The organism is Enterococcus sp. DIV0210g, from assembly GCF_050559705.1.
Classification (GTDB): Bacteria; Bacillota; Bacilli; order Lactobacillales; family Enterococcaceae; genus Enterococcus_B; species Enterococcus_B faecalis_A.
Map to the genome: position 1 here is coordinate 500,075 of NZ_CP187903.1, position 15,709 is coordinate 515,783.

12 protein-coding genes and 3 rRNA genes are annotated in these 15,709 nt (G+C 40.3%); 9 read left to right on the top strand and 6 right to left on the bottom strand.

The window, feature by feature from the left end; genetic code table 11:
- Window positions 1-7: 7 nt before the first annotated feature.
- From IGI64_RS02475 to IGI64_RS02485, 3 genes are read right to left on the bottom strand one after another with little or no spacing between them, the layout of a single operon-like run.
- The gene (locus IGI64_RS02475) at window positions 8-1,288 is read right to left on the bottom strand and encodes a sensor histidine kinase (protein WP_016624566.1); all 1,281 of its coding nucleotides are present in this window, start codon (window positions 1,286-1,288) and stop codon (window positions 8-10) included.
- 48 nt (window positions 1,289-1,336) lie between these two features.
- Window positions 1,337-1,447, bottom strand: coding sequence for an AgrD family cyclic lactone autoinducer peptide (locus tag IGI64_RS02480; RefSeq protein WP_080120487.1), 111 nt, complete (start codon window positions 1,445-1,447; stop codon window positions 1,337-1,339).
- On the bottom strand, window positions 1,428-2,030 hold the full coding sequence (locus IGI64_RS02485; RefSeq protein WP_429939380.1) for an accessory gene regulator B family protein: 603 nt from the start codon (window positions 2,028-2,030) through the stop codon (window positions 1,428-1,430). The genes IGI64_RS02480 and IGI64_RS02485 overlap by 20 nt, the downstream gene beginning before the upstream one ends.
- A 234-nt stretch (window positions 2,031-2,264) precedes the next feature.
- On the opposite strand from IGI64_RS02485, the gene IGI64_RS02490 reads away from it, so the two are divergent.
- A complete protein-coding gene (locus IGI64_RS02490) occupies window positions 2,265-2,471 on the top strand; it encodes a hypothetical protein (RefSeq protein ID WP_430596473.1) in 207 nt (68 codons plus the stop codon).
- Between the two features lie 58 nt (window positions 2,472-2,529).
- Here IGI64_RS02490 and IGI64_RS02495 read toward each other — a convergent pair whose 3' ends face one another.
- Window positions 2,530-3,216, bottom strand: a complete 687-nt coding sequence (locus tag IGI64_RS02495) for a YoaK family protein (protein ID WP_016624569.1) — start codon at window positions 3,214-3,216, stop codon at window positions 2,530-2,532.
- A gap of 185 nt (window positions 3,217-3,401) precedes the next feature.
- Here IGI64_RS02495 and IGI64_RS02500 point away from each other — a divergent pair, with 185 nt between their 5' ends.
- The 3 genes from IGI64_RS02500 to IGI64_RS02510 all read left to right on the top strand — a co-directional run bounded on the left by IGI64_RS02500 (window position 3,402) and on the right by IGI64_RS02510 (window position 6,676).
- Complete coding sequence (locus IGI64_RS02500; RefSeq protein WP_429940742.1) at window positions 3,402-5,582, top strand: ATP-dependent helicase; 2,181 nt, start codon at window positions 3,402-3,404, stop codon at window positions 5,580-5,582.
- 293 nt (window positions 5,583-5,875) lie between these two features.
- Window positions 5,876-6,277 (top strand): transcriptional regulator Spx, encoded by a 402-nt coding sequence (gene spx / locus IGI64_RS02505; protein WP_429939381.1) that lies wholly within the window; start codon window positions 5,876-5,878, stop codon window positions 6,275-6,277.
- A 30-nt stretch (window positions 6,278-6,307) separates the two neighbouring features.
- The gene (locus tag IGI64_RS02510) at window positions 6,308-6,676 is read left to right on the top strand and encodes an ArsC/Spx/MgsR family protein (protein ID WP_016624572.1); all 369 of its coding nucleotides are present in this window, start codon (window positions 6,308-6,310) and stop codon (window positions 6,674-6,676) included.
- Window positions 6,677-6,744: 68 nt separating this feature from the next.
- Here the strand turns inward: IGI64_RS02510 and IGI64_RS02515 are convergent, their stop codons facing one another.
- Together IGI64_RS02515 and IGI64_RS02520 are read right to left on the bottom strand one after the other, a co-directional pair.
- Window positions 6,745-7,950: an MFS transporter gene (locus IGI64_RS02515; RefSeq protein WP_429939382.1), complete on the bottom strand. Its 1,206-nt coding sequence runs from the start codon at window positions 7,948-7,950 to the stop codon at window positions 6,745-6,747.
- A gap of 45 nt (window positions 7,951-7,995) precedes the next feature.
- Window positions 7,996-8,325, bottom strand: a complete 330-nt coding sequence (locus IGI64_RS02520; RefSeq protein ID WP_016624574.1) for a hypothetical protein — start codon at window positions 8,323-8,325, stop codon at window positions 7,996-7,998.
- Between the two features lie 236 nt (window positions 8,326-8,561).
- On the opposite strand from IGI64_RS02520, the gene IGI64_RS02525 reads away from it, so the two are divergent.
- The 5 genes from IGI64_RS02525 (at window position 8,562) to rrf (ending at window position 15,646) form a co-directional block, all read left to right on the top strand.
- Complete coding sequence (locus tag IGI64_RS02525) at window positions 8,562-9,221, top strand: Crp/Fnr family transcriptional regulator (RefSeq protein WP_429939383.1); 660 nt, start codon at window positions 8,562-8,564, stop codon at window positions 9,219-9,221.
- Window positions 9,222-9,388: 167 nt separating this feature from the next.
- Window positions 9,389-10,318, top strand: coding sequence for an alpha/beta hydrolase (locus IGI64_RS02530; protein WP_429939384.1), 930 nt, complete (start codon window positions 9,389-9,391; stop codon window positions 10,316-10,318).
- A 436-nt stretch (window positions 10,319-10,754) separates the two neighbouring features.
- Window positions 10,755-12,314: ribosomal RNA gene (locus IGI64_RS02535) — 16S ribosomal RNA — on the top strand.
- A gap of 225 nt (window positions 12,315-12,539) precedes the next feature.
- Window positions 12,540-15,453: ribosomal RNA gene (locus IGI64_RS02540) — 23S ribosomal RNA — on the top strand.
- A gap of 77 nt (window positions 15,454-15,530) precedes the next feature.
- Window positions 15,531-15,646, top strand: a 5S ribosomal RNA gene (gene rrf, locus IGI64_RS02545).
- The 16S, 23S and 5S rRNA genes sit together here, the layout of an rRNA operon.
- The last annotated feature ends 63 nt before the right edge of the window (window positions 15,647-15,709 follow it).

The window sequence follows — 15,709 nt, forward strand, 5'->3', positions numbered from 1 at the left end:
TCTCCTTCTATGTAAGCTGGATGTGGATCGTCTGGATAAAACGCTGATTCTCAATCGTCGTTTCTAAAAATAAATGATTGCTGCTGTTGATAAGTTCATCCAAAATGAAGAGTCCGAGACCATCATTCTGGTTTTTATTTTTCGTTGAGAATCCTTTTTGTTTCAAGACGTTTAGTGGTAGTTCGTTTAAAGTCGAATTTGCTACCCGGAATAAAATAAAGTTGTTCTTTTTCAAAATAGATAGTTCGATGGTTTTCTTTTTCGTGATCTCTGCACCTTCGATGGCATTGTCTAAAATGATGCCGATCATACGAACAAGATTTACGGTGTGTTTTTTGTTCAAGGAAACTGTTTCTGGGAAATCGATATGGACATGCAAGCCCTTTTCCTGTGCAATCATCAGCTTCAGCGAAAGTAAACTGCGTAATTCAGGGCTTTCCATTTTGTCTAAAACACTGAGGTTAGCAGGAAAAAGATTCAACATCTTTCTTGTCGGCAATATTTGCTCATCATAATACTTTTTCAAACCGTCTAAATCTCTTTCTTCTATATAACTAGTTAATGAAAACAGCAAGTTCTGATAATCATGTTTGAATTCGCGAAGTTCTTGATAGTTTTTCTCAAGATCTTTGATATATTCGCTTTGTAGTCGAACTTGCTGTTCTAATAATTCATCTGCTAATTTTTTGTTGGTGATTTTTCGGTAATAAAACAAAATGAAAAGACCGATCACAAGGTAAAAAATGAAAAATCCTGTGTTCACTTTCAGCGTTTGGGGAGTTTCGCCGGAAAAACGTGTATAAAAAATTATGACGTAATAAGTGAATACAATACCGTTACCAACAATTCCTAGAATATAACGATCAATTTCACGGAAAAAGTTCTTCATGCAGAATCGGAATCCTAATGACAAACTAAAAGAAAGTGTCGTTGCAATAAACAAATGTAAATATTGTAGAGAATCGCCTGGTTTTATAACGGCAGTGTTTTTAATAAAAAAGTCAACAAAGCTTGCAAGATGATCTCCTAGCAAAGAAGCTAGAATACCGTAAGGAAAAGCATACAGAAGTTGATTTTTCTCTTTTGAAAAAATCAAGAAAGTAATTGCAAGCACTCCAATAACAAAAAAGGTTGTAAAAATGTCAATCAGTGAATACATGTATCCTGAGACGATACTGAATAGCAACGTAGTAATTAAAAAAATCCGCTTATGTTTTATTTCATTGTCAATAAACAGAATATTAGATGTATAGACGAGATATTGTAAGGCTATAGGCCATAAAAACATAAAGTACAGCTCCCATTGATTTTTCCCAATTATAGCATATCTAAGAGCTTATTTTTTTAATTTCTCAGGGATTTTGAACTCTGACATGATACCAAAGCAGCAGCCTGAAACAAAGAAATCTGAAAGGCTTGAAAGTTGGTTAATGATTACTTTTTTCATGTGAAATCCTCCTAAAATTCATTAATGTATTTACACTTGGAAGTAACATACATATTTCTAAGACAATCCCTAGTATTAAATAAGTAGCGAAGTCATAAGAAGAAAAGAATAGACTAACTACTGCAAACAAGACAAACATACCAATCGCTTTTTTCAGTAAGGGTGGACGTTTTTCGGGTTCAATGGGATTTAATGCTGTACCTTTTGATCCATAGCGCAGCAGCAAGCCAAAGCAGACTGCCAAAATCAGACACATCAAGAAAAAAGGGATTTGGATATCCAGTAATTTGAAGCCTAAAGGAAGGCCCCAGAGATATGCGATGGTCCAGATAAGACAAGCAAATTCTGAATCAGAATGCAGTCCATAAGCATAACGTCGTATACAAATGTATGAAAGAAAAGTAATTCCTGTTTCATACAATGAGTGAGTGACGAGAGCAAACAGAAAAACGACTGCCAGTTTCAAAACATTGTTTATCAGTACATCGATCGCAAATTTTACTTGGATATACTTCAGATCTTCCGGTGATGTTTCTGTATCAAAAAGGATGGACATGATCTTGTTTACAAACTTTTCTTTCATTTATGATTACCTCCACTATCTAGTTTATGCTAAAAATAAAAAAAGATTCTTTTTACATCATAAAAAGACGTTTTGAGCTCAAAAACGAAGAAATTTAACATAATTGACACATAACAGGTGAGCAAGTTGAACAGTTTTGATGCCAAAACTGCTTTTTAAGACATTTTTTGTCCAAAGCCCGTTTTTTATGGTAAAAAGTTAGTGACTTAGAAAACAGGATCGGAGGAGCGCACGATGGAAAATGGATACGTATTTGAAATCGGAGAAACGTTAGCTTTTGAATCAGATTTGTTTGAAAAACCGGTAGAAGGAAAAATCGAAAAAATCTATGAAAATAGTGTGATGATCCGCGTGACAAATTGTTGTTCATCGAATGAGGAAACAGCACATCAGTTGCATTGGCAGCTTATTGTAAAAAAATCGCGAGCAGTACATGCATAAAAAAAGAGAGATAAAAAAGATGCGGCCAGTAAACGATCCTGGACGCATCTTTTTGCAATTATGATCTTTTTATTCCTGACTCATGATAAAAGTACCAAATTTTGAATGTTTCGAAACAAGCAAGCAGGAAAAGCAGGATAGAGACCATGAAGATCGCCTTCGCTGCAAACAAATGATAGCAAAAAACAGAAGCCGCAGCCCCAAAAATAAACGCAAGGACTACTAACAAATAATGGATGAATTCATCGAAAGCACTTTGTTTTTTTGTGGTCATATAATCGTAAAAATTTGTTGCTACACCTTTTAGATTTCCTGTCGTAAATACATTCGTATACACACGTCCGTTGATTTTATCAAAAGATACCCATTGAACAGCAGCTGTAAAAGCAATCAAGATCGTCACCAATGCAGGATGGACATTCAACGGTGCCAAACCAATCAGGAAAAAGACAATTGCTTCAAAATAAAGGACAAACAAACGCCAAGAATGCTGTTCTTTCTTTTTGAAATAATCGATCAAAAATTTTGTCAGCAAGATCCCTAAGACAAAAAAGCAGGTAGACAAGACTTTTGTACCTACGCTGAGCCATTTTCCATCAAACGCTTGGATGATCGTCAGAATGATGTTGCCTGTCTGTGCAGAAGCAAATGCATCATAATGGATATACGTATAACTATCGATTGCACCACCGATAAATGTTAATAAAAGTCCGATATTCCGTTTTTCATGGAAGGAAGACTTCATATTTCATCACCTTCATCTCTAATTTACATAGTAATATTAGCACATTTTTTGAAAATAAACTGTATATTTTCTGAACGAACAAATAAATAAAAACATTCATTTCATTTTTAGGTCAAGTTTTGTTACTATTAAGAAAACCAAAACACAGAGAAAACATACAGAAGGATGGGAGTACAATCAATCAGCTGGAAGAAACCAAAATTCGTCAGCTAGAAAAAGAAGTCAAAAGCTGGAAACAAAAATATCAAAAATTGCAGCAGATCTTCCGTCTGCAAGAAGAGATCATTGCTAGTTACGAAGCAGCTTACGGGGAAGCCCCCGGACTTATTGACGAAACAAAAGAAGAAAAAGGGACATCTGATCAACTGTTTTTCGACCATATGGAAAAACGTTCCTATAATCGCTTTAATCAGGAACAGAGAGAAGCCATCATTTATGATATGGAGAAAAATCTGCGGATCATTGCGGGCGCTGGAAGCGGGAAGACGCAAACGATTTGTGCCAAAGCTGTTTATTTGATGAAAGAAAAACAAGTAGCAGAACAACGGATCTTGATGATCACCTTTACGAGAAATGCAGCAAATGAACTGAAAAAAAGAGTAGATAACTTTAGTCAAAGAAAAACAGACGTACATATAGGTACTTTTCACAGCATTTTTTTCCGTCTATATAAAGAAATCAGCCATCATTTTCCAGAATCAGTCAGAAGCATCGGAGATTTTGGAAAAGAAAGCAGTCAGCGGCTGTCTGGGTATTTGCAGCAGCTGATCCGAAAATATAATCTTTTTGTATTTGATCAATTCGGCGAAAAAACCATTGCCTCACGCCTTGATTATTGGCAAAATATGGATTTATCTCACGAAGAAATCGTAGAGTTAGTAAGAGAAAAATTTGATTCGATCGAAAAAAATGCGGCACAACCTATCTCCCAAAGGCTGCATTTGCTGCTGGATGAGTTAGAACAAATCAAAGAATCGGAGCGTCTGACAGATTTCAATGATGTGTTGAAGAACTTGAAAAATGCTTTGGAGATAAAAGAGATCCAGCAGTTTATCGGTGAAAAATACGATTATTTATTTATTGATGAGTTTCAAGATACCAATCCTTTGCAATGGGGGATCGTTAAACGCTTGGTGAAGGATACAAAGATCAAACTGATCGTTGTAGGTGATGATGATCAAAGTATTTACAGTTTCAGAGGTTCAGAACCTGCATATATCAAAAATTTTGACCAAGAGTTTCCGACTGAGACACTGTTCTTATTGACAAATTATCGTTCAAGAGCAAGTATCGTCCAAAGTGCGAATCGACTAATCAAACACAATAAGAATGAGCGCATCGAAAAATCAATGGTGCCGGCACAAGCAGAAAAAGGCATTACAGAAGCATTGTATTTTCCTGATACACAAGCAGAGAGCCGCTGGATCATCCAGCAAGTTCGTTCGTTTTTGCGGAAAAAAGGAAAATATAAAGAAACCATCATTTTGTATCGATCCTTTTCGCAAACCCAACAGCTTATCCAGCAACTATTAACTACAGAAATCCCATTTGTTGTGGAAGCAGATACTACGTATGAAGGAGTCTTTGGGCTCAAAGTCTTCCGCATTTTCTATGAGCGTTGGTCTGCTTGGCTGAAAGCTGATACAGAAAAGAAAAAAAGAGATGCCTATCGTCAATTGTTACGTACGTTTTTTGCCAATTGTTATTTGAAGAAAAAGGATATTGATCAATTTTTCTATGGAAAACAATCTGAAAATCCAGCTTCTTATATCAGCAAGAAAAATCCTGCGCTTAAAGACAAAGAAAACTTGCTAAATGGCATGCTCAAGGAACTAGAAAAATCAGAGCATCCGGGGTACAAAATAAAACCGTTATTCCAATATTTTATACAATTGCCTAGAGTGACAAAAGAGCTGGATAAAAGCGAATCAGGCTGGTTGATGGAAGAAATCGAAAAACATCCGACTTTCCATAAACTGCAAAAAATGGAAAAACAGATCCAAAGCGAAGCGAAACAATTAAAAACACGCTTGATTGCGTATCATCAAGGAAAACTAGATGCGCTTTGCATCCAAAGTATCCATAAAAGTAAAGGCCTAAGTTACCGAAATGTTTTCTTGATTGGTTGTAATGAAGGAAATATTCCGCACAGCGGCGTGATGGAAAGAGCAGCGGTGCCGGCAGAAACGATTAAAAGCGAACCAGTCACAACGATCGAAGAAGAACGCCGCCTGTTCTATGTAGCAATGACAAGGGCCAGAAATCGTTTATATTTATGCGTCCCTCAAACAAAAGGTTCACGCTCGTTAAAATCTTCGAGATTTATTAGAGAAGCAGGTATATATCCTAGAAAAATCACAGAATAAATGAGAAACATAATGATTTTATTCTCTGTTTGTGATAGTTTTTTAACTTTTTTATGTTTTTTGCTCACAAAACTTAAAATTTTTTATGTTATTTAAAAATAAAATGTATAAAAATAAAAAATCTATAAATATGATGAAATATAACTTTAAAGAAGATTTTTTAATGTGTTCTATTAAGAAATAACTTAGTAATTAAATTTACTAAGTTATTTTTTTATTTTTTGATACCTTTCTGTTGGTTTTTTATCAAATTTTCATGTAATATTGTATTATAATTAAAAAGGAGTGAGAAAATGATAAAATTATATACTTCACCTAGTTGTACTTCTTGTCGAAAAGCACGTGCTTGGCTGCAAACCAATCAACTTGACTTTGAGGAAAAGAATATTTTTGCTGAACCTCTTAACGAAAATGAGATTCGTGCAATCTTGGCTGCAACTGAGGGAGGAGTCGAGGATATTATTTCCACTCGGTCGAAGATTTACGAAAAACTTGACTTAGACTTTAATGAATTATCATTGACACAAATGATTGTTTTGTTTACAGAATATCCGTCTCTTCTAAGACGTCCGATCTTGATTGATGATCGTCGTGTGCTGATTGGATTCAATGAAGACGAAATACGGTCGTTTGTTCCTCGTGATGTTCGCTGTGTGGCAAGAAACTTGATTTATATGCAAAACGCGGTCTTTTAAAAAGAGTCAAGGAGGAGAGAAGGGAGAAAAGTGAAAGTAAAAATCTATGGAGCTGCTAACTGCATCACTTGTTTGAAAGCAAAAGTGTGGCTGGAAACGAATCATTTGCCGTATGATTTTATTGATCTTGACAGAACTAGTTTAAGCCAAGAAGAAGCAGAAGAGTTGTGCAGTTTTAAAGAAGCCGTGCCGGAGCAGATGTTTGCAACATGGTCCGAAGCTTTCCCGCAAGAACTTGAAGAAAATCTCTCTTGTTTAGACAAAAAACAGATCGTAAAATTATGCAGCGAACATTCTAAAGCTTTAAGACGACCGATTATTATCATCGATGAGGTATTGTTTGTTGGGTATGATGAACGATTGCTTTCAAAAATCGTTATGAATGAACAGAATAAATAAATAAAAAACAAGAAATGAATTGTGCAGCATAGATTTATGCCGGAATTCACTTCTTGTTTTTTTAGTGATTATTCAGTGATTGTTTCTGGTTCAGTAAGTGTGTCTTTGTTTTTAGGACTTTTTTTATAAAATAAAGCATACAGCACAGCGCATAATACAGGGATCACTGCACAGAATTGATATAAACCTGAGAAGGATAACAGATTGCGTAATTCACCCATAATGTAAGGTCCTACACCTAAGCCTAAGTCTAAACCAATAAAATAAGTGGATAAAGCAATACTTATACGTGGTCCTATTACTTTTTTCAAACAGATTGCTTGTCCATTCGACATAAAGGTACCATAACCAAGTCCGATTAATGCACCAGAAAGTAACAGCATCCAGCTAGATGTCACGAAACTTAATACGATCAAGCCGATAGTCAAAAAGAAATAGCTGGGATACATCACGTAATTTTCACCCTTGTTGTCAAAGATACGACCAGAAAGCGGACGAGTAAGAGTGATCACCGTAGCATAAACAACGAAGAAAAATGAACTTGCTGTTACTAAATGGATCACTTGTGCATAAGAAGAAAGGAAGGCAAGAACACTTGAATAAGCCAAACCAATCAAAAAGGCAATCAATGCGATGAACAGTACTTTGTATTCGATAAAACTGTCTAAGGTCCATTTTTTCAAGTTTTCGCGATGTTCTGATGTTAGTACGATATTTTTTATCGGCATGAAGAAACATGCGATTGTCGTCAGCAAAATCAGAACTGTCGAAAATACGATAATGAAGTAGAAGTTTGTTGTATTTAGCAAAATCATTCCAATGAAAGGTCCGATAGCTGCTGCTAAACTAGTGCTCAATCCGTAATAATTGATTCCTTCACCATTTTTTGATTTAGGGATATAAGCGGTCACGATGGCATTGGTTGCCGTGGATACAGCGCCGTAACCAAATCCGTTTAAGAAACGAATCAGATAAAGAATCGTGATCGTCGGCATGTACAGATATGCTGCAGTAGTTATCAAATAGAAAAGAGCGCCGTAACGCAAAACTGCTTTTCGACCGTATAATTCGATTTTCTTACCGATATACAAACGAGCAAGCAGCGTACCTATGATATAGATACCTGATGCAAGGCCAGCTTGACCAGTCGTAGCGCCGAGGTGATCTTGTGCAATAACAGCAATGATAACCATCAAAAGATAATAAACAAGATAGACGATAAAATTGATAACAGTGATACTTATAAATCCTTTATTAAATAATTTCTCTTCCATTACGGATTGTTCACTCCAATAGTTTAATTGATATTCGATTGTATGTTAAAAAGCAGGATGCAAGTGTAAAGAAAATTCATCTGCTGTGTTTTCAGATGTGCCGGCACATAATTCTTTCAATTGATTGATTTTTTTCTCAACGTCGCTGTAATTAGAAGGATAGCGATCGACTAATTGATAGATAAACAAATCGCGAATTTCCATGAATTCTTCAACGATTTTTTCTTCTTGAAGATTCAATGTTTCTTGACTCGTACGCAACAGTAAATATTCTTGATATGCATCATTTAGGAAAATAAGTGCAGCATCACGATCGAAGCGAGCGCGGTAAGCAGTATCAAGTCTCTCTAATAACAAATCAGTCCATTTTTTCATAGTAACAACCTCTTTCTTTTTTGTTTTACAAGAGCAACTATAGCAGTCTCTTTTTAGAAAAAAATTCGGTTTTGTTATGCTTTTTCGTAAATGACAAATAAAAAACAGAAAAAACAACAACATATGTTAATGTTTTTTGTAAATTTTCAGAAATCAGGAGTAGTGTATCTTAATATTGCAATTGATTTGATGTACAATAAGAATAAAGTTGGTAGTGAAAAGGAGTGCGCCAAAAAGTGGATAGCAGGATCTTGAGGAAGTATATTGACGAGCATTCATTTCCGGTCGTGATAAAGAAAAAGAAAAAGTATTTGATTTACGAGGGATTGCAAGATAAGTACGTTTATGTTCTGAAAAAAGGGGTTATCAAAACAAGCGTCATTTCGAAAGATGGGCGGGAATTCAATATTGAATATATCAATGGTCTGGAAATCGTCTCTTTATTGAAAGATGAATACTCGCAGTTTATTGACGCACCATTCAATATCCGTGTCGAATCGGATGAAGCAGAGCTGTATAAAATCAACCGTGTAGAGTTCTGGCGGCACATCAATAGTAATCTTGAATTGCAAAATTATGTCAAAGATTATTATCGGATCCGTTTGCTTCGTTCGATGAAAAAAATGCAACAGATGCTGATGAATGGGAAATTCGGGGCGGTTTGTACCCAATTATATGAACTTTATGATATGTTCGGTGTTGTGGTAGAAGGAAAAGGCATCTTGATTGATTTTGTAGTAACAAATGAGGAAATCGCTCGTTTCTGCGGGATAGCTTCCGCTAGTTCTGTTAATAGAATGATGCAGCAATTGAAAGAACTAGGAGCAATCGAGGTCAAAAACAGACATATTTGGATCAAGAATCTTGATATTATCAAAGAAAATATCATTTTTTAAGTAAATGAATAGAACACATAGGAAAGTTGAAGGGAATCAATCAGCAAGTTGATTTTTCTTCGGCTTTTTTATTTTTTTCTTCAATAATCATTTTATATATTTTGCGAGACGCCTTGATATCATGTATGCTCTAAAAAGTAAGTTAAGCAGGATTGGAGGAAAACGAAATGCAGAAAGAAAGTTTTCTATCAGCAGATCAAAAAACGAAAATCGGTCTTACTGTTTGGCGGCCGGAAAAGGAACCAATCGCTGTCGTTCAACTTGTTCATGGAATGGCCGAGTTTAGTGAAAGGTATGCAGGATTTGCTGATTTCTTGACTAGTAAAGGTATCGTTGTTGCAGCACACGATCATTTAGGACATGGAGAGTCTATCAGAACCCCGGAAGATTATGGCCATTTTTCAAATGAAAAAGGAATCAATCTTCTATTAGAAGATATTTCATTCGTCAATCAAAGATTTCAGGAAGAATACAGCCATTTGCCTTACTTTATCTTGGGGCACAGTATGGGATCGTTCCTTTTGAAAAGTTATTTAGGAAAATATCCGACTTCTTTGGATGGGGCAATCTTGATGGGGAGCGGCTGGCATGCTGCTTTAGAAATGCGTGCAGCAGAAATGCTTTCTTCGGTTATTGGTTTATTATATGGGAAAAAACATCGTTCGCAATTTATCGATAACTTAGCCTTTGGGGGATACAACAAAAAGTTTGAACCTGCCGACACAACAAAAGATTGGCTGACCAGAGATAAAACAGAAGTAGCAAAATACCTGCAAGATAAACGGACGCAATTTATCTTTACAACAGCTGCCTATAATGATCTTTTCAAAGCAATCCGTATGGGAAGTGAGAAAAAACAATTACGCAATATTCAAGAAGGACTGCCGCTGCTAGTGATTTCTGGAATGGCTGATCCAGTAGGAAATCAAGCAAAAGGGGTCCGGAAATTAGCGAAGCGTTTGAGCAGTGAAACGGGGAACCCGGTAGAAGTAAGATTATACGAAGATGCAAGGCATGAACTGCTGAACGAAATAAATAAACAAGAGGTTTTTCAAGACATATACCAATGGCTAAAAAAGAATATTAAAAAAATTTGAAGTTTTCGTTGACAGAATAAAAACGGCATGGTATATTTTTTCTTGTCGTTTCGACCACTAATTTTAAAATAAATCTCGTTATTATAACACGGTGATTTTAATTGGTTTTGAAAGACAAGTTGAGAAGATTGAAAAAACTTCAAAAAACTTGTTGACAAATAACAACGAAACGGTTATGATTAATGAGTTGCTAAAAGCACTTCGCGAAACAAGCGAAAAAACTTTTTGAAAAAAGTGTTGACATCGACTCCGATGTTTGCTAAGATATAAAAGTTGCTACGGCAATTCAAGTAGACCTTTGAAAACTGAACAAAGTAAGACGAACCAAATGTGTAGGGCGTTCTTGATTCGATCAAGAACAACAAACATTTTTAAAAGCAAGCAATATGCTAGCAAACAATTTTTGAGCTTAACAATCGCAAGGTTGTTTCAAACTTTTTATGAGAGTTTGATCCTGGCTCAGGACGAACGCTGGCGGCGTGCCTAATACATGCAAGTCGTACGCTTTTTCTTTCACCGAAGCTTGCTTCACCGAAAGAAAAAGAGTGGCGAACGGGTGAGTAACACGTGGGTAACCTGCCCATCAGAAGGGGATAACACTTGGAAACAGGTGCTAATACCGTATAACAATCAGAAACGCATGTTTCCGATTTGAAAGGCGCTTTCGGGTGTCGCTGATGGATGGACCCGCGGTGCATTAGCTAGTTGGTGAGGTAACGGCTCACCAAGGCAACGATGCATAGCCGACCTGAGAGGGTGATCGGCCACACTGGGACTGAGACACGGCCCAGACTCCTACGGGAGGCAGCAGTAGGGAATCTTCGGCAATGGACGAAAGTCTGACCGAGCAACGCCGCGTGAGTGAAGAAGGTTTTCGGATCGTAAAACTCTGTTGTTAGAGAAGAACAAGGATGAGAGTAACTGTTCATCCCTTGACGGTATCTAACCAGAAAGCCACGGCTAACTACGTGCCAGCAGCCGCGGTAATACGTAGGTGGCAAGCGTTGTCCGGATTTATTGGGCGTAAAGCGAGCGCAGGCGGTTTCTTAAGTCTGATGTGAAAGCCCCCGGCTCAACCGGGGAGGGTCATTGGAAACTGGGAGACTTGAGTGCAGAAGAGGAGAGTGGAATTCCATGTGTAGCGGTGAAATGCGTAGATATATGGAGGAACACCAGTGGCGAAGGCGGCTCTCTGGTCTGTAACTGACGCTGAGGCTCGAAAGCGTGGGGAGCAAACAGGATTAGATACCCTGGTAGTCCACGCCGTAAACGATGAGTGCTAAGTGTTGGAGGGTTTCCGCCCTTCAGTGCTGCAGCTAACGCATTAAGCACTCCGCCTGGGGAGTACGACCGCAAGGTTGAAACTCAAAGGAATTGACGGGGGCCCGCACAAGCGGTGGAGCATGTGGTTTAATTCGAAGCAACGCGAAGAACCTTACCAGGTCTTGACATCCTTTGACCACTCTAGAGATAGAGCTTCCCCTTCGGGGGCAAAGTGACAGGTGGTGCATGGTTGTCGTCAGCTCGTGTCGTGAGATGTTGGGTTAAGTCCCGCAACGAGCGCAACCCTTATTGTTAGTTGCCATCATTTAGTTGGGCACTCTAGCAAGACTGCCGGTGACAAACCGGAGGAAGGTGGGGATGACGTCAAATCATCATGCCCCTTATGACCTGGGCTACACACGTGCTACAATGGGAAGTACAACGAGTTGCGAAGTCGCAAGGCTAAGCGAATCTCTTAAAGCTTCTCTCAGTTCGGATTGTAGGCTGCAACTCGCCTACATGAAGCCGGAATCGCTAGTAATCGCGGATCAGCACGCCGCGGTGAATACGTTCCCGGGCCTTGTACACACCGCCCGTCACACCACGAGAGTTTGTAACACCCGAAGTCGGTGAGGTAACCTTTTGGAGCCAGCCGCCTAAGGTGGGATAGATGATTGGGGTGAAGTCGTAACAAGGTAGCCGTATCGGAAGGTGCGGCTGGATCACCTCCTTTCTAAGGAATATTACGGAGACTACACATTCGTCGATACTTTGTTCAGTTTTGAGAGGTTTACTCTCAAACGTTTGCTCATTGAAAACTGGATATTGAAGTAAAAATTGTAACAAAACCGAGAACACCGCGTTGAATGAGTTTTTTAATAAGTTCAATTGCTTATTTTCTTGATCCGTCTTCTATCGCTAGAAGTAACGATCAAAACCCAACCGCAAGGTTGATTAAGGTTAAGTGAATAAGGGCGCACGGTGGATGCCTTGGCACTAGGAGCCGATGAAGGACGGGACTAACACCGATATGCTTTGGGGAGCTGTACGTAAGCTTTGATCCAGAGATTTCCGAATGGGGGAACCCAACATCTTTTATAGGATGTTACGTTTGCGTGAATACATAGCGCATTCGAGGTAGACGCAGAGAACTGAAACATCTAAGTACCTGCAGGAAGAGAAAGAAAATTCGATTCCCTGAGTAGCGGCGAGCGAAACGGGAAAAGCCCAAACCAGCAAGCTTGCTTGCTGGGGTTGTAGGACTCCGATATGGTAGTTTTTTCAGATAGTCGAATGACTTGGAAAAGTCAGTCAAAGAGGGTGAAAGCCCCGTAGACAAAATTTGGAAAGCACCTAGGAGGATCCTGAGTACGGCGGAACACGAGGAATTCCGTCGGAATCCGGGAGGACCATCTCCCAAGGCTAAATACTCCCTAGTGACCGATAGTGAACCAGTACCGTGAGGGAAAGGTGAAAAGCACCCCGGAAGGGGAGTGAAATAGAACCTGAAACCGTGTGCCTACAACAAGTCAAAGCCCGTTAATGGGTGATGGCGTGCCTTTTGTAGAATGAACCGGCGAGTTACGATTGCATGCGAGGTTAAGTTGAAGAGACGGAGCCGCAGCGAAAGCGAGTCTGAATAGGGCGATTGAGTATGTAGTCGTAGACCCGAAACCATGTGATCTACCCATGTCCAGGTTGAAGGTGCGGTAAAACGCACTGGAGGACCGAACCCACGTACGTTGAAAAGTGCGGGGATGAGGTGTGGGTAGCGGAGAAATTCCAAACGAACTTGGAGATAGCTGGTTCTCTCCGAAATAGCTTTAGGGCTAGCCTCGGAAGAAAGAATGATGGAGGTAGAGCACTGTTTGGACTAGGGGCCCATCTCGGGTTACCGAATTCAGATAAACTCCGAATGCCATTCATTTATATCCGGGAGTCAGACTGTGAGTGATAAGATCCATAGTCGAAAGGGAAACAGCCCAGACCACCAGCTAAGGTCCCAAAATATATGTTAAGTGGAAAAGGATGTGGGGTTGCACAGACAACTAGGATGTTGGCTTAGAAGCAGCCACCATTTAAAGAGTGCGTAATAGCTCACTAGTCGAGTGACCCTGCGCCGAAAATGTACCGGGGCTAAACATATTACCGAAGCTGTGGATGATACCTTTAGGTATCATGGTAGGAGAGCGTTCTAAGGGCGTTGAAGGCAGATCGTGAGGACTGCTGGAGCGCTTAGAAGTGAGAATGCCGGTATGAGTAGCGAAAGACAGGTGAGAATCCTGTCCACCGAATGACTAAGGTTTCCTGGGGAAGGCTCGTCCGCCCAGGGTTAGTCGGGACCTAAGCCGAGGCCGACAGGCGTAGGCGATGGACAACAGGTTGATATTCCTGTACCCGTTGTTTTTGTTTGAGCAATGGAGGGACGCAGGAGGCTAAGGAATGCAGACGATCGGAAATGTCTGTCCAAGCAGCAAGTCTTAAGAGGAGTCAAATGCTTCTTTTTCTAAGGACAAGCTGTGATGGGGAGGGAAATAATAGTACCGAAGTTCCTGATGTCACACTGCCGAGAAAAGCTTCTAGTGAGAAAACAACGGCCCGTACCGCAAACCGACACAGGTAGTCGAGGAGAGAATCCTAAGGTGAGCGAGAGAACTCTCGTTAAGGAACTCGGCAAAATGACCCCGTAACTTCGGGAGAAGGGGTGCTGATCTTCGATCAGCCGCAGTGAATAGGCCCAAGCGACTGTTTATCAAAAACACAGGTCTCTGCAAAATCGTAAGATGAAGTATAGGGGCTGACGCCTGCCCGGTGCTGGAAGGTTAAGAGGAGTGCTTAGCGTATGCGAAGGTACGAATTGAAGCCCCAGTAAACGGCGGCCGTAACTATAACGGTCCTAAGGTAGCGAAATTCCTTGTCGGGTAAGTTCCGACCCGCACGAAAGGCGTAACGATTTGGGCACTGTCTCAACGAGAGACTCGGTGAAATTTTAGTACCTGTGAAGATGCAGGTTACCCGCGACAGGACGGAAAGACCCCATGGAGCTTTACTGTAGTTTGATATTGAGTGTCTGTACCGCATGTACAGGATAGGTAGGAGCCGTAGAAATCGGAACGCTAGTTTCGATGGAGGCGCTGGTGGGATACTACCCTTGCGTTATGGCCACTCTAACCCGCACCACTGATCGTGGTGGGAGACAGTGTCAGATGGGCAGTTTGACTGGGGCGGTCGCCTCCTAAAAGGTAACGGAGGCGCCCAAAGGTTCCCTCAGAATGGTTGGAAATCATTCGAAGAGTGTAAAGGCAGAAGGGAGCTTGACTGCGAGACCAACAAGTCGAGCAGGGACGAAAGTCGGGCTTAGTGATCCGGTGGTTCCGCATGGAAGGGCCATCGCTCAACGGATAAAAGCTACCCTGGGGATAACAGGCTTATCTCCCCCAAGAGTCCACATCGACGGGGAGGTTTGGCACCTCGATGTCGGCTCGTCGCATCCTGGGGCTGTAGTCGGTCCCAAGGGTTGGGCTGTTCGCCCATTAAAGCGGCACGCGAGCTGGGTTCAGAACGTCGTGAGACAGTTCGGTCCCTATCCGTCGCGGGCGTTGGAAATTTGAGAGGAGCTGTCCTTAGTACGAGAGGACCGGGATGGACTTACCGCTGGTGTACCAGTTGTTCTGCCAAGGGCATTGCTGGGTAGCTATGTAGGGAAGGGATAAACGCTGAAAGCATCTAAGTGTGAAGCCCACCTCAAGATGAGATTTCCCATTTCTTTAAGAAAGTAAGATCCCTGAGAGATGATCAGGTAGATAGGTCAGGAGTGGAAGTACAGTGATGTATGGAGCGGACTGATACTAATCGATCGAGGACTTAACCAAAATGAAAAACTCGATGAGAGTTTTTACTTCAAATCCAGTTTTGAGTGAGGGAACTCATTCATATAGACAACCACTAGTGTGGTGGCGATAGCAAGAAGGATACACCTGTAACCATGCCGAACACAGAAGTTAAGCTTCTTAGCGCCGATTGTAGTGAGGGGTTGCCCCTTGTGAGAGTAGGACGTCGCCATGCTTAAGTTGACGGTGGACATCGAGAAATCGATGTCCTTTTTTTTGTGTAAATGTGTAAAAAATA